Source organism: Stenotrophomonas sp. WHRI 8082 (assembly GCF_040223995.2).
Taxonomy (GTDB): Bacteria; Pseudomonadota; Gammaproteobacteria; order Xanthomonadales; family Xanthomonadaceae; genus Stenotrophomonas.
In genome coordinates, this window is record NZ_CP167826.1 from 3,505,518 (window position 1) to 3,525,945 (window position 20,428).

Annotated in this window: 20 protein-coding genes and 2 tRNA genes; 11 read left to right on the top strand and 11 right to left on the bottom strand. The window is 65.0% G+C overall.

The features are described from left to right. The first annotated feature begins 2 nt into the window (after positions 1-2). The 6 genes from rplT (at position 3) to ABRP17_RS15295 (ending at position 4,814) form a co-directional block, all read left to right on the top strand. The gene (rplT, locus tag ABRP17_RS15270) at positions 3-362 is read left to right on the top strand and encodes a 50S ribosomal protein L20 (RefSeq protein WP_166924555.1); all 360 of its coding nucleotides are present in this window, start codon (positions 3-5) and stop codon (positions 360-362) included. 193 nt (positions 363-555) lie between these two features. Beyond that, positions 556-1,551 carry a phenylalanine--tRNA ligase subunit alpha gene (locus ABRP17_RS15275; RefSeq protein WP_188326775.1) on the top strand — a complete coding sequence of 332 codons (996 nt, stop codon included), beginning with the start codon at positions 556-558 and terminating at the stop codon, positions 1,549-1,551. Between the two features lie 71 nt (positions 1,552-1,622). Then, a complete protein-coding gene (pheT, locus tag ABRP17_RS15280) occupies positions 1,623-4,004 on the top strand; it encodes a phenylalanine--tRNA ligase subunit beta (protein ID WP_349984866.1) in 2,382 nt (793 codons plus the stop codon). 28 nt (positions 4,005-4,032) lie between these two features. Further along, the gene (locus tag ABRP17_RS15285; RefSeq protein ID WP_188326777.1) at positions 4,033-4,332 is read left to right on the top strand and encodes an integration host factor subunit alpha; all 300 of its coding nucleotides are present in this window, start codon (positions 4,033-4,035) and stop codon (positions 4,330-4,332) included. Then, positions 4,313-4,669, top strand: a complete 357-nt coding sequence (locus tag ABRP17_RS15290; protein WP_042612987.1) for a MerR family transcriptional regulator — start codon at positions 4,313-4,315, stop codon at positions 4,667-4,669. Before ABRP17_RS15285 ends, ABRP17_RS15290 begins: the two co-directional genes overlap by 20 nt. Positions 4,670-4,737: 68 nt before the next feature. Continuing rightward, positions 4,738-4,814: transfer RNA gene (locus ABRP17_RS15295), tRNA-Pro, on the top strand. A 233-nt stretch (positions 4,815-5,047) separates the two neighbouring features. On the opposite strand, the gene ABRP17_RS15300 is transcribed toward ABRP17_RS15295, so the two are convergent. Further along, complete coding sequence (locus ABRP17_RS15300; RefSeq protein ID WP_349984865.1) at positions 5,048-6,808, bottom strand: sensor domain-containing phosphodiesterase; 1,761 nt, start codon at positions 6,806-6,808, stop codon at positions 5,048-5,050. A 394-nt stretch (positions 6,809-7,202) separates the two neighbouring features. Here ABRP17_RS15300 and ABRP17_RS15305 point away from each other — a divergent pair, with 394 nt between their 5' ends. Continuing rightward, positions 7,203-8,525 carry an MFS transporter gene (locus ABRP17_RS15305; protein WP_188326778.1) on the top strand — a complete coding sequence of 441 codons (1,323 nt, stop codon included), beginning with the start codon at positions 7,203-7,205 and terminating at the stop codon, positions 8,523-8,525. A 305-nt stretch (positions 8,526-8,830) separates the two neighbouring features. Here the strand turns inward: ABRP17_RS15305 and ABRP17_RS15310 are convergent, their stop codons facing one another. Then, positions 8,831-9,610 (bottom strand): transporter, encoded by a 780-nt coding sequence (locus ABRP17_RS15310; protein WP_349984864.1) that lies wholly within the window; start codon positions 9,608-9,610, stop codon positions 8,831-8,833. Between the two features lie 53 nt (positions 9,611-9,663). Continuing rightward, positions 9,664-9,897 carry a DUF1653 domain-containing protein gene (locus tag ABRP17_RS15315; RefSeq protein ID WP_188326780.1) on the bottom strand — a complete coding sequence of 78 codons (234 nt, stop codon included), beginning with the start codon at positions 9,895-9,897 and terminating at the stop codon, positions 9,664-9,666. 409 nt (positions 9,898-10,306) lie between these two features. Here ABRP17_RS15315 and ABRP17_RS15320 point away from each other — a divergent pair, with 409 nt between their 5' ends. The 3 genes from ABRP17_RS15320 (at position 10,307) to ABRP17_RS15330 (ending at position 11,637) form a co-directional block, all read left to right on the top strand. Then, complete coding sequence (locus ABRP17_RS15320) at positions 10,307-10,525, top strand: hypothetical protein (protein ID WP_349984863.1); 219 nt, start codon at positions 10,307-10,309, stop codon at positions 10,523-10,525. 164 nt (positions 10,526-10,689) lie between these two features. Then, on the top strand, positions 10,690-10,893 hold the full coding sequence (locus ABRP17_RS15325) for a hypothetical protein (RefSeq protein ID WP_188326782.1): 204 nt from the start codon (positions 10,690-10,692) through the stop codon (positions 10,891-10,893). A 150-nt stretch (positions 10,894-11,043) separates the two neighbouring features. After that, positions 11,044-11,637: a DUF3011 domain-containing protein gene (locus tag ABRP17_RS15330; RefSeq protein WP_188326783.1), complete on the top strand. Its 594-nt coding sequence runs from the start codon at positions 11,044-11,046 to the stop codon at positions 11,635-11,637. Positions 11,638-11,775: 138 nt separating this feature from the next. Here the strand turns inward: ABRP17_RS15330 and dxs are convergent, their stop codons facing one another. The 8 genes from dxs to ABRP17_RS15370 all read right to left on the bottom strand — a co-directional run bounded on the left by dxs (position 11,776) and on the right by ABRP17_RS15370 (position 19,058). Then, the gene (gene dxs, locus ABRP17_RS15335) at positions 11,776-13,683 is read right to left on the bottom strand and encodes a 1-deoxy-D-xylulose-5-phosphate synthase (RefSeq protein WP_349984878.1); all 1,908 of its coding nucleotides are present in this window, start codon (positions 13,681-13,683) and stop codon (positions 11,776-11,778) included. A 104-nt stretch (positions 13,684-13,787) separates the two neighbouring features. Beyond that, positions 13,788-14,453: an HNH endonuclease gene (locus ABRP17_RS15340; RefSeq protein ID WP_188326784.1), complete on the bottom strand. Its 666-nt coding sequence runs from the start codon at positions 14,451-14,453 to the stop codon at positions 13,788-13,790. 121 nt (positions 14,454-14,574) lie between these two features. Next, a complete protein-coding gene (locus tag ABRP17_RS15345; protein ID WP_349984862.1) occupies positions 14,575-16,362 on the bottom strand; it encodes an acyl-CoA dehydrogenase C-terminal domain-containing protein in 1,788 nt (595 codons plus the stop codon). A gap of 44 nt (positions 16,363-16,406) precedes the next feature. Further along, the gene (locus ABRP17_RS15350; RefSeq protein WP_188326786.1) at positions 16,407-16,883 is read right to left on the bottom strand and encodes an LEA type 2 family protein; all 477 of its coding nucleotides are present in this window, start codon (positions 16,881-16,883) and stop codon (positions 16,407-16,409) included. A 174-nt stretch (positions 16,884-17,057) separates the two neighbouring features. After that, on the bottom strand, positions 17,058-17,609 hold the full coding sequence (locus tag ABRP17_RS15355) for a lipocalin family protein (protein WP_188326787.1): 552 nt from the start codon (positions 17,607-17,609) through the stop codon (positions 17,058-17,060). Between the two features lie 282 nt (positions 17,610-17,891). Beyond that, positions 17,892-18,659, bottom strand: coding sequence for a type I methionyl aminopeptidase (gene map, locus ABRP17_RS15360; RefSeq protein ID WP_188326788.1), 768 nt, complete (start codon positions 18,657-18,659; stop codon positions 17,892-17,894). Then, complete coding sequence (locus tag ABRP17_RS15365; RefSeq protein ID WP_192082620.1) at positions 18,656-18,868, bottom strand: ParD-like family protein; 213 nt, start codon at positions 18,866-18,868, stop codon at positions 18,656-18,658. The genes map and ABRP17_RS15365 overlap by 4 nt, the downstream gene beginning before the upstream one ends. Before the next feature lie 114 nt (positions 18,869-18,982). Next, positions 18,983-19,058: transfer RNA gene (locus ABRP17_RS15370), tRNA-Phe, on the bottom strand. Between the two features lie 337 nt (positions 19,059-19,395). Here ABRP17_RS15370 and ABRP17_RS15375 point away from each other — a divergent pair. Continuing rightward, positions 19,396-20,424 carry an NADP-dependent oxidoreductase gene (locus ABRP17_RS15375; protein ID WP_349984861.1) on the top strand — a complete coding sequence of 343 codons (1,029 nt, stop codon included), beginning with the start codon at positions 19,396-19,398 and terminating at the stop codon, positions 20,422-20,424. Positions 20,425-20,428 lie beyond the last annotated feature (4 nt).

Below are 20,428 nucleotides of genomic sequence, written 5' to 3' on the forward strand. Positions count from 1 at the left end.
ACATGGCACGAGTAAAACGTGGCGTACAGGCGCGTCGCCGCCACAAGAAAATCCTGACTTTGGCGAAGGGCTACTACAATGCCCGTCGCAAGGTCTTCCGCGTTGCCAAGCAGGCCGTCATCAAGGCCCAGCAGTACGCGTACATCGGTCGTAAGCAGAAGAAGCGTAATTTCCGCTCGCTGTGGATCGTCCGTATCAACGCAGCAGCCCGCATCAACGGCCTGAGCTACAGCCGTTTCATGAATGGTCTGCTGAAGGCGGGCATCACCCTTGACCGTAAGGTCCTGGCTGATATCGCCGTGCACGACGAGGCAGCTTTTGCCGCGTTGGCTGAAAAGGCCAAGGGCGCACTGGCGGCATAAGTCCCCATCCCCGCCGTTGCCGTTCGCGCGCAACGGTGGTGGTTGAGGCAATGCATGGGGAAGGGCGCAAGTCCTTCCCCATTCTTTTTTGTGCGGTGGCCAGCGCAATGCGCGGCGGCCGGACGGCGGTGGCGACGGGGGTCGGCCCTTCGCGCATCGCGAGGGCACATCCGACCCGAGGTTTCGGCACCCTATGAGTGACATCCAATCCCTGACCCACCAGGCACTGGCCGATGTGGCTGCCGCGCAGAGTCCCGAGGCGCTGGAGCAGTTGCGCGTCTCCCTGCTGGGCAAGAGTGGCAGTATCACCGCGCAGCTCAAGCAGCTCGGCGCCTTGCCGGCCGACGAGCGCAAGGCCGCCGGTGAAGCCATCAACCTCGCACGTGACGCACTGGGCGCTGCGCTGGCTGCGCGCAGGACCGTGCTGGAAGACGCTGCGCTGGACGCGCGCCTGTCCGCCGAAGCCATCGACATCACCCTGCCGGGCCGTCGCAGTGGTCGCGGTGGCCTGCACCCGGTGACCCGCACGCTGGAGCGCATCACCGAGATCTTCGCGCGGCTGGGGTACGAGCTGTCCGAAGGGCCGGAGATCGAAGACGACTGGCACAACTTCGAGGCGCTGAACTTCCCGCCGCACCACCCGGCGCGCGCCATGCACGACACCTTCTATTTCGGTGATGGCCGCCTGCTGCGCACGCATACCTCCGGTGTGCAGGTGCGCTACATGGGTGACCACGCACCGCCGCTGCGGATGATCGCGGCCGGCAAGGTCTATCGCAGCGACAGCGACCAGACCCATTCGCCGATGTTCCACCAGGTGGAAGGCCTGCTGGTGGACGAGCATTCCAACTTCGCCGACCTCAAGGGCACGCTGTCCGAGTTCGTGCGCGCCTTCTTCGAGCGTGACTTCGAGATGCGCTTCCGGCCGAGCTATTTCCCCTTCGTGGAGCCGGGTGCGGAAGTCGACATCGCCTGGCAGCAGCCCGATGGCAGCACGCGCTGGTTGGAAGTGCTGGGCTGCGGCATGGTGCACCCGAACGTGCTGCGCAGTGTCGGGATTGATCCGGAGCGCTATACCGGTTTCGCCTTTGGCCTCGGCGTGGAGCGATTCGCGATGCTGCGCTATGGCGTCAACGACCTGCGCGCGTTCTTCGAGAACGATGTGCGCTTCCTGAAGCAGTTCGCGTAATCCCGATCCGTAGCGCCGAGCCATGCTCGGCGGCTGTTGCTCGGTTGCTCCATTCAACCAGGTTGAACCTCATGAAATTCTCCGAAAACTGGCTGCGCAGCCACGTCCCGACCGCCGCATCGCGCGATGAGCTCAGCGCGGTATTGACGGCCATCGGCCTGGAAGTGGAAGCGGTCGACGCGCTGGGCGCGGGCCTGGACCACGTGGTCGTGGCCCGCATCGTCGAGGCCGTGCGCCATCCCGAAGCCGACCGGCTGCAGATCTGCCAGGTCGATGCGGGGCAGGGCAGACTGCTGCAGATCGTCTGTGGCGCGCCGAACGCGCGCCCCGGCCTGGTCGCGCCGCTGGCGCTGGTCGGTGCGCAGATCGGCAGCCTGAAGATCAGTGCCGCCACACTGCGCGGCGTCGACTCCAATGGCATGCTGTGCTCGGCGAAGGAACTGGGCCTGGACAGCGATGCGTCCGGCCTGTTTGAACTGCCTGATGACGCACCGATCGGCCAAGGCCTGGTCGAGTACCTGGGTCTGCCCGACGCCAGCATCGAGATCAAGCTGACCCCGAACCGTGCCGACTGCTTCAGCGTGCGCGGCATTGCCTTCGACGTGGCCGCTGCCACCCGCAGCGACGTAGTGCCGTTTGCCGCTGATGCGGTACCGGCCACCGCCACGCGCGAGCTGTCGATCTCGCTGGATGCCGGTGCCGAAGCGCCGCGTTATCTGGGTCGTGTCATCGAAGGCGTCAACGCGGCCGCCAAGACCCCGCTGTGGATGGCCGAGCGCCTGCGTCGCAGCGGTGTGCGGCCGGTGTCGCTGCTGGTCGATATCACCCAGTACGTGATGCTGGAACTGGGCCAGCCGATGCATGCCTATGATCTGGGCACGTTGCAGGGCAGCATCGCCGTGCGTCGCTCGCGTGCCGGCGAATCCCTGAAGCTGCTCGACGGTCGTGACGCCGCGCTGGATGACAGCTTCCTGGTGGTCACCGATGCAGACCGTCCGGTCGGCCTGGCCGGCCTGATGGGCGGCTTCGACACGCGCGTTACCGACACCACCACCGACGTATTCCTGGAGGCCGCGCACTTCGCGCCGGCCGCCATCATGGGCCGCGGCCGCAAGCTCGGCCTGCATACCGATGCCGGGCACCGCTTCGAACGCGGCGTGGACCCGGCGCTGCCGCGCACCGCCATCGAGCATGCCACCGCGCTGGTGCTGGAGCTGGCCGGTGGCACGGCCGCCCCGGTGACCGAAGCGGTGCGTGCGTCCGACCTGCCGTCGCCGGCGGTGATCGGCCTGCGCCGTGCGCGCATTACCCGCGTGCTTGGTATCACCATCTCCGATGCGGAAGTAGAGCGTATCCTGCGCGCGCTGGGCATGGAGGTCGCCGCCGCAGCCGATGGCTGGCAGGTTACTTCGCCGAGCCGCCGCTTCGATGTGGCCATCGAAGAAGACCTGATCGAAGAGCTGGCGCGCATCCATGGCTACGAGCAGATCCCGACCACGTTGCCCGGTGGCGCCGCGCGCGTGGCGATGCCCAGCGAGACCCGTCTGGAAGAGTTGAGCGTGCGTCGCCAGTTGCTGGCGCGCGAACTGCAGGAAACCATCAATTTCGCGTTTGTCGATGCGCAGCTGCTGCAGCAGTGGCAGCTCAATGACAGTCTGGTGCCGCTGGCCAATCCGCTGTCGGCCGAGCTGGCGATCATGCGTCCGGCGCTGCTGCCGGGTCTGGTCGCCACGTTGGGCCGCAACGTGGCGCGTCAGGCCGGTCGCGTACGGCTGTTCGAAATCGGCCGCGCGTTCGCCGCGCAGGCCGGCGAGGGCGCTCCCGCACCTCTGGAAACGCAGCGCGTGGCCGTTGCGGTGTGCGGCGACGCCGATGCCGAGCAGTGGGGCGTGGCGGCGCGCAAGGTCGATTTCCACGACCTGAAGGGCGATCTGGAAGCGCTGGCCGCTGCCAGCGGGGCTGAGCTGACCTTCAAGCCGTCCGTGCAGCCCTTCGGTCACCCGGCGCGATCGGCCGATGTGTACCGCGGTGAGGTGCGGCTGGGGTGGATCGGGCAGATTCATCCGCGTCTGGCCAAGGCAATGGAGATCGACGTGGACGTCTACGGTCTGGAGCTGGATCTGGCGCCCTTGGCGGCCCGTGAACTGCCGCGTGCCGGCGAGCTGTCGCGCTTCCCGGCGATGCGTCGCGACCTGGCCGTGCTGGCCCCCGACGCTGTCGACTGGGCCGATCTGGCGGCCACCGTGCGACGGGCCGCCGGCCCCTTGCTGCGCGAGCTCAACCTGTTTGATCGATACGTCGGACAGGGGGTAGAGCCGGGCTTCAAGAGTCTCGCTATGGGCTTGATTTTGCAGGACAAGTCGCGCACTCTGACGGACCGCGACGTGGACGCGGTGGTGGCCGAGGTGGTCACCGCCATCGAGCGTGAACACCACGCCCGGATCCGCGGTTGAGCGGGCAGCATCCAGGGGTAAGCAGGCGATGGCACTGACCAAGGCCGAAATGGCCGAAAAACTGTTCGACGAAGTGGGCTTGAACAAACGTGAAGCCAAGGAATTCGTCGATGCGTTCTTCGATGTGCTGCGTGACGCCTTGCAACAGGGACGTCAGGTAAAGCTGTCCGGCTTCGGCAATTTCGATCTGCGGCGCAAGAACCAGCGCCCCGGTCGCAATCCGAAAACCGGTGAGGAAATTCCGATTTCCGCCCGCACGGTAGTCACCTTCCGTCCAGGCCAGAAGCTCAAGGAAAGGGTGGAAGCGTATGCTGGATCCGGGCAGTAACCGAGAACTTCCGCCGATACCGGCCAAGCGTTACTTCACCATTGGTGAGGTCAGCGAGCTGTGTGACGTCAAGCCGCATGTGCTGCGCTACTGGGAGACGGAATTTCCCAGCCTGGAGCCGGCCAAGCGACGGGGCAACCGCCGATATTACCAGCGCCATGACGTGCTGATGATCCGGCAGATCCGCAGCCTGCTGTACGAACAGGGCTACACGATCGGCGGCGCGCGGCTGCGGCTGGATGGCGCCGATGCGCGCGGCGAAGCCGCGTTGAGCCAGCAGATCATCAAGCAGGTACGCGTGGAACTGGAAGAAGTGCTGCAACTGCTTCGCCGCTGATTCCTTTTTCGCGCTGATCCGCTATACTTCACGGCCCGCATCAACGGCGGGGCAACATCGCAGATATTCGGGGCGTAGCGCAGCCTGGTAGCGCATCTGCCTGGGGGGCAGAGGGTCGTCGGTTCGAATCCGGCCGTCCCGACCACTGTTGATGTAAACGAGGAGGCTCGTGCAGCAATGCGCGGGCCTTTTTCGTTTTCGGAGTTTCTACTACCGCTGCGCTCGCCGAGCATGGCTCGGCGCTACCGGACCGGCAGCCTGTGCATGTAGCGCCGAGCCCTGCTCGGTGGACTTCGTCCGGCACCGCGATGTGGGACACAGGCCGCGCTTCGCGCTCGCCGAGCATGGCGCGGCGCTACCCGGTGATCAGCGGGGGCGTTACCCGCCGATGCCCACCATCGTCGCCAGCTCATCAGCCGACAGGGGGGCGGCAAACAGGAATCCCTGCAGCTGGTCGCAGTGCAGGTCAGTCAGCACGTCCCGCTGCGCTGCGGTTTCCACGCCTTCGGCCACGGTTGTATAACCCAGGCCCTTGGCGAGCTCGATGATCGCCTTCGCCTTCAAACGTGCACCCGGATCATCCGCCAGGTGATCCACCAGCGACTTGTCCATCTTGATCGTGGAAATGGGCAGCCGTGAGAGATACCCGAAGTTGCTGTAGCCGCTACCGAAGTCATCAATTGCAATCCGCACGCCCACGCCCGCCAGGCGCGCCAACTGCTCGCCCGCCACGGTATTGGCTCGCAGCCATTCTCCCTCGGTAATCTCGATTTCCAACAGCGAAGGCGCCAGGTCGCGCGCGGCCAGTTTCTGCAGCAGGCGCTCGGCCATGCCCTCGGTGGACAGGTCCGACGCGGCCAGGTTGACCGACAGCGACAGGCCGGCCAGCTGCCACGCCGCCAGCTGGTCCAGCGCCGCATCGACGACCCAGCCGCTGACCGCCGGCATCAGCGCCGTACGCTCGAAAACGGGAATGAACTCGGCCGGCCCTACCGGCCCCAGGCGGGGATGGTTCCAGCGGATCAGCGCTTCGGCCGAAACGATCTTCTGCGTGATCGCCTCCACGCGTGGCTGGAACAACAGGTAGAACTCCTCGCGCCGCAGGCCGCGCTCCGCATCCGCTGCCAGACGGTAACCACGCCGCAGCAGCTCATCGCGGCGCTCGGAGTACCAGCAGAAGTCCAGGCGCCCGGTGATGGCCGCTTGCAGGCTGACCAGCAGCTTGCGCAGCACATCGTTGCTGCTGTCCTTGGCCGGATCGAACGTGCAGATGCCGGCATGGAACTGCGGTGACATGGGCACGGCGGCGGCCATCACCGGGCGGGTGATGCGCTGCTTCAGTTCCAGCAGCAGCGTCTCTACATCCTCCGCCAACGGCTGATCGACCAGAAAAACAAAGCGGCTGGTGCCGACGTGGTAGATATCGGCGATGTCCTCCAGGGCGACGCGCAGGCGAACCCCGGAGCGGTGGATCATCGCCTCCAGCGGCGGCATGCCCAACGCCTGGCCTGCTTCTTCCAGCCGCGGTACATCCAGCACATCCAGCAGCACGGCGTGCACAGGGCCCCGCGCACGCGATACCAGGCCGTCGTAATCAATATGGAACTGGTGCCGGTTGGGCAGGCCGCTGACCGGATCCTGCCGCCCGGACAGGCGCCGCAGCTCCAACTGGCTCATGGCCATGGCGGCGAGAGTCTTGAGGTGCTGGCGGTCGTCTTCGCTCAGCTCGCGCGGCTCGCGCGCCATCACGCAGATCGCGCCGATCGGCACCCCGTTCTTGGCCACCAGCGGGGCACCGGCATAGAAGCGCAGGTGCGGCGGACCGCACACAAGGCCGTTACCCGCAAAACGGGGATCTGCGCGCAGGTCCGGCACTACCATGACGTCGGCAGCGGTGATGGTGTAGGAGCAGACAGAAGAGCGGATATCGGTTCCAGGAATGTCCAGGCCGACTTTGGAGATGAAGCGCTGGGAGTCCGTACCCACGATAGAAACGAACGCGACCGGCGCATTGAACGCGAATGCGGCGAGCTGCGTGATGCGGTCCAGGGATGCGCCCGCCGCCGCATCCAGCACCTGCAGGGCACCCACTGCGGTCATCCGTTCCTGGGTTTTCAGTTCCTCTGACATCGGCGTCATGGGTGGTGCAAGGCTCTTGGACTGCAAGGAACGATTCGATAGTGCCGCACTGAGGGCAGAAGCGGCAGATGCATGCTCAGATCATCGGCAAGCCGGCTAAATCGTTCAGTACACAGGCGTGGTGCAGACCCGGACCGAGTGTTCCGCTGCAGCATCCCGCCACCCCCCGTCACGTCCCGGTGCCATGCGCACAGCGTGCACCTTGCGACATCAACGCCGCGTCACGCCGATAGTCCAGATCAGAAAGTGCTGCGTATTCAGGGGCTTCACCGGACAGGTGTTATTGACGTGAGGTAAGGTACCGCGTTGCCTGCGCTCACCTGTGTCGTTTGAAACGACGTGTGACGTGGGCCGAAAGGACCATCTGTTTTTCATCCGAGGGCATGATCCACCCATGAGCAATTCCCCCATCCCCCTGGCGCCCGGTGCTCTCCGGCGCTCGGTATCCAATACCCTGAAAGGCTCTGCCGGCAATCTGGTCGAGTGGTACGACGTTTACGTCTACTCGGTGTTTGCCAAGTATTTCGAATCCCAGTTCTTCTCGGCCGACGACAAGAACTCCAACATGTACATCTGGGGCATCTTTGCCGCGACCTTCCTGATGCGCCCGATCGGCGCGTGGTATTTCGGTCGTTTCGCCGACCGTTACGGCCGCCGGCTTGCGCTCACCGTGTCGGTCAGCGTGATGGCCGCCTGTTCGTTCCTGATCGCCATCGCGCCTACGGCGGCCTCCATCGGCATCTGGGCGGCGGTGATCCTGTTGTTTGCCCGCCTGCTGCAGGGCTTCGCCACCGGCGGCGAATACGGCGCCAGTGCGACGTACATGTCCGAGGCGGCCGTTCCCGGCTGGCGCGGTTTCCTGTCCTCGTTCCATTACGTCACCCTGGTCGGCGGCCATGTGCTCGCACAGGCGGTACTGCTGGTGATGCTGCTGTCCTGGGACGCGACGCACGTGTCTGAATGGGGCTGGCGTGTGGCCTTCGGTATCGGCGGCATCGGCGCGCTGGTCGTGTTCTGGCTGCGACGCACGATGGACGAATCGCTGAGCGCGGAATCGATCGAAGCGGCGAAGGACGGCAAGGCGAAGGCCACGGGCTCCATGCGTGAGCTGTTCGTCAACCAGTGGCGTCCGCTGCTGTTGTGCTTCCTGATCACGGCCGGCGGTACGGTGGCGTTCTACACCTACACCATCAATGGCCCGAAGATGATCCAGACCGCTTTCGCTGGCGATGACGTGATCACCGGTACGCTGATCAACCTGGGCGTGCTGACGTTCCTGATGCTGCTGCAGCCACTGGGCGGGCTGTTGTCCGACCGGATCGGCCGCAAGAGCCTGCTGGTGTTCTTCGGCATCGGTGGCGTGCTCTACACCTGGTACCTGATCACGGCACTGCCGCAGCAGACCTCGGCCCTGTCGGCGTTCCTGATCCTGGCCACCGGCTTTGTCATCCTGACCGGTTACACCTCGATCAACGCCGTGGTGAAGGCCGAGCTGTTCCCGGCACACATCCGTGCGCTGGGCGTCGGCCTGGGTTATGCACTGGCCAACTCGTTGTTCGGTGGCACCGCGCCGCTGCTGTACCAGGGCGCGCTCGCGACGGGCCGCGTGGATGAATTCATCATCTACATCACGGCGGTCATTGCCGTGTCGTTGGTGGTCTATATCTTCTTCCTGAAGAACAAGGGCCCGAACTGGCTGGATGGCACACGCAGCTGACCGCGCTGAGCCAGCAGTGATGAAATGAGAAGGGCCCGTGCAGCGATGCGCGGGCCCTTTTTTGGGGTGCGGAGCGGACAGGTGTGGCTCGTCGATGCTGACGCGCCCTGCACGCGGCGTGCACCTTGCGGATGCTGCCACTCACGCACTCTGGGAATGTCCTTCATCTGATCGGAGCCACATGAATACTCCCGGCAAGCCCAAGCCTTCGTGGCGTCAGGGCCGCTACCTCTGGGTCGCCTTTGCAGTCGTACTGGTGATCGTGTTCATCACCATGTTCAATCCCTGGTAACGCGCGGTCTCCTTCAGTCGAAGTAGACCGCCAGCCCCACACCTGCCTGCAGATCCGGGCTGTCAGCGTCCAGACCGGCATCGAGTGACGCATCCAGCTGGATGCGTTCGCTCCACAGGAAGGTGACACCGCCGCCCGCGACCGATTCATTGGGCTCGCCACGCGTATGAGTGAAACCCGCTTCAATGAAAGCTGACCAGCGCGGCCCCAAGGCCAGTGACAGGCTGGGTGACCACACCGTAGCGCGCTGCCCGTCGCCTCTACTGTGGCTGACATACAGATCGCTGGTCAGATCCTCAGTGAAATCATGTTCCCAGCTGCCGGCCAGCGCGTACTGCCTGCCCTCACTGAACGCGGCATTCCCCCGCGCCAGGGTCGCATACGCCAGCACGGCAAAGCGGTCGTTCTCGGTGCGCAGAGGGGCGAGCCACTTCAGTGCGACCTGGGTATCGCCGGTGCCGCGCTCACGAAGACTCGGTTCCGTCGGTGCACGCATGCGCTCGCGTTGCCAGGGTGACCCCGACAGTTGCAGTTCCAGCCGTGGCGCCAGCCCCGTGCGCAGGGTGACCTCGCTGCCGAACTGTTCGCTGCGGACGCCGTCGCGATCAGTATCGCGCGTGTAGGACGGCAGGCCGAGTTCCAGTGCCATGGCGCCACGCGGCACGATACCGGTCCCCAGCCCGAGACCCGGACGATCGAACGCGGGGACCTCCTCATCGTCTGCCTGTTGCGCGGCGGCGGTGCCGCTCAGCAGCAGGCCCAGCAAGGAGGCGACGAACAGGGGAGTGCGCATGGGATGTCCTGCAGGAACGGTGCGCGGATGATGCGACCGCCGCGATACCCGGGTCAATCGACCAAGCGGGCAAAGCGGGGCTGCGGACCCTCTGCGCCGGCTATCGTTTCGACGAACATGTCGTACGGGCGTACCCACAGACCGCCTTCGCCGTACAGGGCGCGATACAACACCATCGGCTGCAGCGACTCGCTGCTGCGCACGACATCGACCACCTCATAGAGCCCGCCCTTGAAATGACGATAGCGCCCCGGTGTCAGGTGAGGCAGGGCGGGGAGGTCGGACATGGCGGCACCGGTCAACGGGGAAGAACCGGGATTGTTCAACGGCCCGGTCACCACGTCCACTGCGGTTGCATCGCGGGTTAGAACACCGTGGCGCGCAGCAGCTCTTCGACCAGGACCAGATAGCTGGCGACGAAGTAGAACTTGATCAAGGACGGACGTTGAGCGAAGTAGGTGCGCATGTGGAAGGGGCCCCCTGTGGTGTACGCAGTGTGAAATAAAACACCGGTACGTGACAAGCATCACGTAGCGTTCACGGTGAACGGACTCAGGGATGTGATTTCCCGGCAGGGCGGGCCTTTCAGACCGGACCGATGGGGTCAGGGAAGCCCGGCGCCTAGCATCTGCTCAACGGCTGGGCTGTCGTCATCAGCCTTGACCCGACCCACACCTACCTGCCAGGAGCTCCCCCATGGTCATCGTCGTAGAAAAGGTCGAACGCCGCTGGCGTGTCGTCCACCCCCAGCATCCCTTGCACCAGGATTTCGCCAGCGGCAGCGATGCATTCGACGTGGCGGCTGCACTGGCCCGCTCCTGCCACCGTGAGGGTGGCCAGGATGTCGTGGTGCGTGTCGAAGCGTTCCAGGCGGGCGTGGAGGCGCTGCGTATCAGTGGCAGTGGCCGCGCCTGAAAATCAGAAAACCCTGATGGAGTCCGAGACAGACATCCCCTAGTCTCGGTGGTTGGCGGGGGCCATTGGTGCCAGGCACAGGGCAGGACGGCGAGGGCAGCGCGAAGGCTTCCCTCCCGTGCCGTATGTCGTGGCATCCCGTTTGCTCATGGAGAGAGACCGACATGTTGATCCGCGTCCAGAACGAGCAGCGCCACTGGCGCGTGCTCCATCCCCAGAAGACTGAAACCGTTTCGTTCCACGAAGGCACGGCCGCGTTCGACTTCGCCGATGCGCTTGCGCGCGATCTGCACGCACGCACCGGCCAGGCCTGCGCGGTACGCGTGGAGACCCCCGACAGTTACGTTGACACCGTCCGCTACGGCTGAAATCGCAGTGCAGCGTGAGGCAGGCGTGCCCCAAGGCTGAACAGGGCGTAGGGGTAGTACAACGGAGGCTGACCGGTTCCGCCCGTGGAGGCTTTGCGTCGGGCTGAACTTGCGCCATGCTCGGCCTACCGATCGATCAGGACGCTTCACATGACCCAGGAACTGTCTTCCTCACGCCGCCCCGTGGCCTCCTTGTGGGCGATCTGCCTGCCGCTGCTGGTCGGTGCCGGCATCGCCGGCACGGCACACGCGCAGTATCGTGACAATGATCGCTACGCGGAGGATCGGTATGGCAACAGCAACACCACCATCCGCTGCGAATCGGTGAAAAACCGCAACAAGGAATGCCGACTCGACGGCCGTGCACGGCTGGTACGCCAGCTGTCCGGCGCTGCCTGCGTTGAAGGGCGGAGCTGGGGCCAGTCGCGCGGCGGCGTGTGGGTCAGCAATGGGTGCCGTGCAGAGTTCGTTGGCGAGCGGGGACGTCCCTCACGCCCGGGCCACGGCGGCGGCAACTGGGGCGGCGGCAATGGCAATGGTAACGGCTGGGGCTCGGCAGGGCAGGTGATCGACTGCGACTCGAATGATCGCCGCCAGCGCCGCTGCAACGTCACCATCCGGCAGGACGCGCGCCTGATCAAGCAGAAATCCGGTACCGCCTGCATCGAAGGGCAAAGCTGGGGCTGGGATCGCAACGGTGTGTGGGTCAGCAACGGCTGCCGCGGCCAGTTCCAGGTCCGCTGAGCCAGCGGATACAGGGGCCCGCCGAGCATGGCTCGGCGCTACGGGCGGCGTGACGATCCATCGAAATGCGTGTAGCGCAGAGCCATGCTCGGCGGGAGCCACGCGACACGCCACCGACCCGGGGTCGGCGCTACCCGATCAGCCTGCCGCGCTCAGCGGCGTACTGCCCGCCGCCAACGTCGGCCAGCGCTTGAGCACCGCCGCCCGGATCCCGGCGGCATCGATGCCGGCTTCGCCCAGCAGATCTTCGCGGCTGGCGTGATGCTGGAAGGCATCCGGCAGCCCGAGGTGCAGGAACGGCTTCAGCACCTCTTCTGTGCTGAGCAGCTCAGCCACGGCGGACCCGGCACCACCGGCCACCACGTTGTCTTCGATGGTCACGAAGCCCTCGTGGCGCGCAGCCAACTGCAGCAGCAGATCGCGGTCCAGCGGCTTGATGAAGCGCATGTTGACCACCGTCAGGCCCAGTGCGCTGCCGACGGCCTCGGCATCGCTGACCGTGCTGCCGAAGGCCAGCAACGCGATCCGGCTGCCCTCCACGCGGACCTCGCCCTTGCCGATCGGCAGGGTGGACAGATCGGTGCCGGCGGCCACGCCGGTGCCACTGCCGCGCGGGTAACGCACGGCGGCGGGACCCGCGTGTTTCAGGCCCGTGCTCAGCATCTGCCGGCATTCGGCTTCGTTGGACGGCGCCATCACCACCATGTTCGGCACGCAGCGCAGGAAGCTCAGGTCCAGGTTGCCGGCATGCGTGGCACCGTCCGGACCCACTACGCCGGCGCGATCGATGGCGAACAGCACGTCGAGGTTCTGGATCGCCACGTCATGCACCAGTTGGTCATAGGCGCGCTGCAGGAAGGTGGAATAGATCGCCACCACCGGCTTGGCGCCCTGCGTAGCCATGCCGGCTGCCAGTGTCACCGCGTGTTGTTCGGCGATCGCTACGTCGTTGTAGCGGTCGGGATACTCACGGCTGAAACGCACCAGGCCGGAGCCCTCGCGCATGGCCGGGGTGATGGCGTGCAGGCGCGGCTCTGCGGCGGCGGCGTCGCACAGCCAGTCGCCGAAGACATCGGTGTAGGTGGGCTTCTTCGCGCCGCCCTTGGCCACCAGGCCCTTGACCGGATCGAACGGCCCCACTGCGTGGTAACCGATCTGGTCACCCTCGGCTGGCTCGTAGCCCTTGCCTTTGGTGGTCAGCACGTGCAGCAGCTTGGGGCCCTTCAGCGTGCGCAGGGTCTTCAGCGTGGACAGCAGCGCTGGCATGTCATGGCCATCGATGGGGCCGGTGTAATGGAAGCCCATCTCTTCGAACATCGTGGACGGCACGAACATGCCTTTCCAGTGTTCTTCCCAACGTTTGACGAAGCGCGCGGGATTGTTGCGTTTGTCGCCGAGGATCTTCTTGCCGCCTTCGCGCAGGGCATTGAGCGTGCGGCTGCCCGTTGCGCGGCCAAGCACTTTGGTCAGTCCGCCCACGGCTTCGGAGATCGACATATTGTTGTCGTTGAGGATCACCAGCAGGTTCGGCTCCGGTTCCATGCCGCCGGCGTGCATCAGGGCCTCGAAGGCCATGCCTGCCGTCATCGCGCCATCACCGATCACAGCCACCACGCGGCGATCATCGCCTTCACGCTGGCGGGCGATCGCCATGCCCAGCGCGGCCGAAATCGAGGTCGACGAATGGCCGACGCCAAAGGTGTCGTACTCGCTCTCTTCGCGCTTGGGGAACGGAGCGACGCCGTCTTTCTGCTTTACCGTATGGATCTCATCGCGCCGTCCGGTCAGGATCTTGTGCGGATAGGTCTGGTGGCCCACGTCCCATACCAACTGGTCGTGCGGCGTCTGATAGAGGTAATGCAGGGCGACAGTGAGCTCGATCACGCCCAGGCCGGCGGCGAAATGCCCCCCGCTGCGGCCTACCGATTCGATCAGATAGGCGCGCAGTTCGTCGGCGACCGCCCTCAGTTCGGATTCTTCGAACGTGCGCAGGTCATCCGGTGTCTGGATGCGCGAGAGACGGGGATAGCGGGCAGAGTCGATCATCATGTTCGTACTTGTGCTGACCGTCTATTTTCGCGCTCATTCCAAGGTGGAGCAAGCAGACGCCGACATCCGTGATCGCCCAGTGAGTTCTGATGCCTGCCGGTTCACGCCGAGAGCTTGGATTTCTTCGGCAGCTGCGCTTTCAGGAAGGCCATCTGATCGGCCAGGATATTGCGGTTGGACAGGATCAGGTGTTCGATCCAGCTCGGCCGGAAAGGCACGGCCAGCAAGGGCATGCCCGCTTGCTGCGGGGTGCGGTTGCTCTTGCGCGAGTTGCAATGGAAGCAGGCGGTGACCACGTTTTCCCAGACATCCAGGCCGCCCTTGGACAGCGGCATCACATGGTCGCGGGTGAGAACCGGACGTGAATGCTGTTGCCCGCAGTACAGGCAAAGATGGGCATCACGCGCGAACAGCGCGGCATTGGTGAGGTTGGGCGTGGGAGCGGGCGACCGCGAACGCGCGTGCCCGCGGGTGGCGATGATGGGGTGCAGGTCCATCCCGCTGCGCAGGCCGCTGAGCCGGTTGACGCCGCCGTGAATGTGCAGGCAGGGGTCGCCCAGCGTCCACGACACCGCACCGCGGGCATACAGGCACGACGCGTCCTGCCAGTTGATCCAGTCCAGAACCCGGCCGTGGGCATCAAGGGAAAGCAGGCGGACGGTGCCGGGGCGATGCAGTGCGCTGGCGAGCGGCGATGACCCGGCCTCCGGAGCGGATGAGGCAGCTCCGGTCGTGATCAGACCCAGGCGTGTAGTGTCTGTCTCCATCGGAATAACAGCTTATACCCGAAAGATGACGCTTTGTGTAACAGCCCCCCGCACGGTCATGACGGCCGCTGCGCTCGCCGAGCATGGCTCGGCGCTACCGGGTAGTGACGGCCGCTGGCCGTCAGCCGAAGCGCGCGTCGTCCATCGCCATCAGCGTGTCGGCGCCGGCCTGGATCGCGGCGGCGTGGGCCAGGGTGCGTGGCAGCACGCGCGCGAAGTAGAAACGTGCCGTTTCGCGCTTGGCCTGCTTGAACGCATCGCTCTGTGCGCTGGCATCAGCGGCGGCCACGCTGCGGGCCCACCAGTACGCCAGCACCACATACCCGGAATAGAACAGGTAGTCGTGGCTGGCTGCGCCGAGTTCGTCGGGATTGCTGGCCGCACGCTGCAGGACGTCCATCGTCAATGCGCCCCACTCATTGGCCTTCGCACGCAGCGGTGCGATGAACTCCGCCAACGCGTCATCCCCTTGGTGCGCCTGCGCGAAGGTTTCGATCTCTGCCAGGAACAGTTTCAGGCCTGCGCCCTGGCTGGAGGCGGTCTTCCGGCCGATCAGGTCAAGGGCTTGGATACCGGTCGTGCCTTCATACAGCGTGGTGATGCGGGCATCGCGGACCAATTGCTCCATGCCGTGTTCGCGGATATAGCCGTGGCCGCCGAAGCACTGCAGGGCGTTGTACGTATTCTCGATGCCCCATTCGGTCTGGCATGCCTTCGAAATGGGGGTCAGGAAGCTCACCAGCGTGTCGGCACGCTCGCGCTCTGCGGGGTCCTGCGCGCCGTGGGCGATGTCGATCAACGTGCCGGCATGCAGCGCGAGCAGGCGGCTGCCTTCCAGCAGCGACTTGATGGTCAGCAGCAGGCGGCGCACATCGGGGTGCACGATGATCGGATCAGCCGGCTTGTCCGGGAACTTCGCGCCGCTCAGCGAGCGCGACTGCAGCCGCTCACGCGAATACTTCAGCGCATTCTGATACGCGCGCTCGGACAGGCCGATACCCTGCAGGCCCACACCCAGGCGCGCGGTGTTCATCATGGTGAACATTGCCTGCAGGCCCTTGTGCGGCTGGCCGACGAGATACCCTTCGGCGCCATCGAAGTTCATCACGCAGGTGACCGAGCCCTTGATGCCCATCTTGTGTTCGATCGAGCCACACCGCAGCGCGTTGCGTTCGCCAACCTGGCCCTCGCGGTCGACCTTGAACTTGGGCGTCACGAACAACGAAATGCCCTTCGCGCCGGCCGGTGCGCCGGGCAGCTTGGCCAGCACCAGGTGCACGATGTTGTCGGTCAGGTCGTGCTCGCCGGCGGTGATGAAGATCTTGGTGCCGGTGATCGCGTAGCTGCCATCCGGATTCGGCTCGGCCTTGGTCTTCAGCAGGCCCAGGTCGGTGCCGCAGTGGGGTTCGGTCAGGCACATGGTGCCGGTCCAGCGGCCTTCGATCAGCGGCTTCAGAAACGCCTGGTGCTGCCACGCTTCGCCATGGTGCTTCAGCGCCTCGATCGCACCGTGCGACAGCAGCGGGAAATTGCCCCAGGCCAGGTTGGCCGCGTTGATCATTTCATTGAGCGGGACCCCCAGCGTATGCGGCAGACCTTGTCCGCCAACGTCGGGCGACGCGGTCAGGCCCGTCCACCCGCCCTCGACGAACTGGTCGTAGGCCTGCTTGAAGCCGGGCGGCGTGGTGACTTCACCGCTTGCCTGGTCGAGCACGCAGCCCACCTCGTCGCCGACGCTGTTCAAGGGCGCCAGCACCGAGCCACTGAAGCGGCCTGCCTCTTCGAGTACGGCATCCACCACGTCGGCGGTGGCATCACTGAAGCCCAGGCGGGCGAACAGTGCCTCCACCTTGAGCACGTCATGCAGGGCGAAGCGCAGGTCGGAAAGCGGTGCGGTATAGCTGCTCATCGTGAAGCGTCTCGATCAGGGGCGGGGGGCAGGGAAGGCGGGAATCAGCGCAGCACGCCGGGCAGGCCCGGTGCGGGGTTGAGGGTGCTGCGGTTGTTGATCTGGAACGTGCGCTGCTTTTTCTCTTCCGGCGTGGCTGAGACCGATCCTTCCAACGTGTAGGAAAGGGTGTGGTTGCCGGCCAGTGCATCGGCCACCATCAGGCGCGCCTGTGCAGCGGGCTGTACCTGCAGTTCGATCACGTCGGCCGATGTGCCGCCGATGGACACGCCGGGTTTGGCGCTGAGCGTCCCGGCGTCGGCGTCGCCGACCGAAAGCTTCAGTTCCACGTCATCGAAGTGCATCGGCATCGAGCTGAAGTTCTGCAGGCGCAGCGCGATCTTCCAGCTCCCGTCGGCATTGACGGTGAGCTGCTGCAGGCGCGTGGCGGGTTCGGAAACGCGCTTCACCACGCCCTCGCCGCAGGCGGTCAGGGCGAGCAGGGAAAGCAGAATCAGGGCAGTACGGAAGCGGCGGAACATGGGCGCAGGTCCTCGCGGAAGAGAGTGCGTGGGAAGGAAGATACTACGGCGTATGGTGCCGTGCACAGGGCTTCGGCTGAACGCCAATCCTAATCGGTACGCACGACGACGGGGCCAGCGCCCTCTGCAGTGCCGCAAGCGGTATCCGGCCCCTGGATCATCGTGGCGAGCCCGTTATTCGATGGGCGCCAACACCCGCAGTGGCGCCAGGTCGTAGCCCATCGATTCGGCACGTGCCTTCAGGGCGTCCAACTGCGCCCGCGGCATGCTTGGCGAGCGCGACAGGATCCACAGGTATTTGCGATCCGGCTCGCCGACCACCGCCCACTGGTAGTCCGGGTCCAGCGCGATCACCCAGTAATCCGCCCATACCAGCGGTACCCACGACAGCCAGTCTGGCGCAAAGCGCACCTGCAGCTGTCCGGGCTCGCCGGTGACCGGGCGCGCCACGCCCTCGGCCTGCAGCCGGCTGCCATCTTCCACGCGGCAGCCGTTGAGCACGCTGATGCGCCCGTCGCTGCGCAGGCTGTAGGTCGCGGTGATGTCACCCACGCACTTTTTCTGGAACGACACGGGCAGGTGCGCGATCTCATGCCACTGGCCGGCGTAGCGGTCGATATCCAGCGCTGCAACCGAGCGCACCGGCTCGGCCGCGTATGCGCTCACGGTGAGGCACAGCAGCGCAGCGGATGCCAGCAGGCGAGGCAGGGCATGACGATTTTTCATGGTGGGGGCCCAAGGTCGTAGGGGTCGATCTTAGCCATGCCGGCAGCTCCACCGATGTGAAGTGCGCGATCCGCCTCCGCCCCGGATGTGCCATGCTCCGGCCGTCGCTACCGACAAAGGGAATGCCGTAATGAGCAAGGGTATGAACCAGAAGAAAGACCAGAAGAAGAAGCCGGCGAAGACGGCCAAGGAAAAGAAGGCGGAAAAGACCGAAAAGAAGGCAACCCGCAGCTTCGCGCCGACCTGATCCGCGCGAACTGCCGGCAGGTGCGGGCGCTGCGCTCAGGCGGGAGCGCTCTCGCCTTGTCGCAGGGTCAGTACCTGCACACCCTCGCGTGTCACCGCCACGGTGTGTTCGAACTGCGCTGACAGTTTGCCGTCGCGCGTATGCACGGGCCATGCGTCCGGGCGGTGCCGGATCGCGGCCTTGCCCTGGTTGAGCATCGGTTCGATGGTGAACACCATCCCCTCTTCCAGTTCCACGCCGGTGCCGGCATGGCCGTAATGCAGGATCTGGGGTTCCTCGTGCATCTCCGTACCGATGCCGTGACCGCAGTATTCCTTGACCACGCTGTAGCCCATTTCGCGCGCGAAGCGGGCGATGGCGTGGCCAATGTCGCCGGTGTGTGCACCCGGCCGCACCGCCGCGATGCCTTTCCACATCGCCAGGTACGTCGCGCGCACCAGGCGACGCGCCGGATAGGCAACTTCGCCCACCAGATACGTCGTGCTGGAATCGGCGATGTAGCCATTTTTTTCCAGGGTGATATCGAGGTTGACGATCTGCCCGCTGCGCAGCACGTCATCTGCTGACGGCATGCCGTGGCAGACGATGTCGTCAATGGACGCATTTAGCACGAACGGGAAATCGTACTGCCCCTTGCTGGCCGGTCGCGCCTGCAGGTCGTCGACGATCATCCGTTCGACCAGATCATTGATCTCCATCGTGCTGCGGCCCTCGAGGGGCAGCCGGTCCAGGCGATCGAACACCTGCGCGAGCAGGGCGCCGGACGTGCCCATCAAGGCGATTTCCTGCGCACTCTTGATCATGTGCGCGGTTCACTGAGTCGCTTCGGCTGCACGCCGGCAGCGCGCAGCTCGCTGGCGACGATGTCCTGGAAGCTCGTCTCCGGGTGCATTTCGCACAGCATGCCCACCTTGATCCAGAAGTTGGCCTGCGCATTGATCGAGCGGTGGCTGACGGTGCACGCGCGACGCAGCTGATCGTGCAGTTCGTCGTCGATGTTGACGATGCCCATGGAAGTACCTGATTACGGAATATACGAATCGTATATGTATCGTATATGTATCGTATATCTCAAGCAACGGGCAAAAAAAAAGGGCCTGCATGTACGCAGACCCTTCGAAACTAATGGTGGCCGAGGACGGAATCGAACCGCCGACACGGGGATTTTCAATCCCCTGCTCTACCAACTGAGCTACTCGGCCACTTGTTTCGTTGCAGCGATGTCGCTGCCGAGGAGGCGCATATTACGGACGTCGAAGCAGTTCGGCAAGCCTTTTGCAGAAAAAACTTCACATTCGTGTCTGCGCGCTGCGGATGCGCATGCAAGTGGTTGATCCTGCGTCGCTGCAACCCGCCTTCTGCGCGTGCGATGCCCTGCGTGGAAAACTGTCGCAACGCGTGCGTGGGCAATGCTGCTGTGACAGGCGCCGCACGCGTGCAGATGCACAGCACGCCATGGAACGCTGTTTTCGTGTCGCACTCTGCTGCGGCCGAGGAGCGTAACGTCGGTGGTCTCCTTTCAGAAAATGGATATGAACGATGAGCGTTTCTGTCAGCAGTACCGACCGCATCGTGCTTGCCTCGCGACCCAACGGGGCGCCGGTGGCGGCCAACTTCCGTCGTGAGCAGGCCGCACTTCCTCCGCTGCAACCGGGGCAGGTGCTGTTGCGCAATCGCTATCTCTCATTGGATCCGTACATGCGCGGTCGGATGGAAGAGGGACCATCGTATGCACCGCCGGTTGCGCTGGATGCCGTGATGGAGGGGAGCACGGTAAGCGAGGTGGTGGCGTCAGCCGACGATGCGCTGACGGTCGGCACGCTGGTGATCGCGCCCGGTGGCTGGCAGACCCATGCCGTGGTGGATGCCGCATCGATCAGCCGCCGCTTGAATCCCGCGGGATTGCCGCTGAGCACCGCGCTGGGCGTGCATGGCATGCCGGGTTTCACCGCTTACGCGGGGCTGCAGGAAATCGGCCGTGTGCAGCCCGGCGAAACCCTGGTGGTTGCCGCCGCCAGTGGCCCGGTGGGCGCTACGGTGGTGCAGTTGGCCAAGCAGCAGGGCGCGCGCGTGGTGGGCATCGCCGGTGGCGAGGCCAAGCGCGCGTATGTGGAAACACTGGGCGCGGATGTGGCACTGGACCACCGTGCGGATGACTTCGCCGAGCAGCTCCGCCACGCTGCGCCCGACGGCATCGATGTCTATTTCGAAAACGTCGGCGGCAAAGTGTTCGATGCGGTGCTGCCGCTGCTCAACGACTTCGCCCGCGTGCCCGTGTGCGGCACCATCGCCACCTACAACGCGCGCGGTGTGCAGGTGCCGGGACCGGACCGGCTGCCCGGCTTTTTCAGCCAGGTCCTGCGTCAGCGCTTGAACGTGCGCGGCTTCATCCAGTCCGACTTCAACGATCTGTTCCCGCGCTTTGAACAGGACATGGCGCAGTGGCTGCGCGAAGGCCGCATCCAGTACCGCGAAGACATCGTGCAGGGGCTGGATGCGGCCCCGGATGCCTTCTTCGGACTGCTGCAGGGACGCAACTTCGGCAAGCTGGTGGTGAAGCTGGATTGATCAG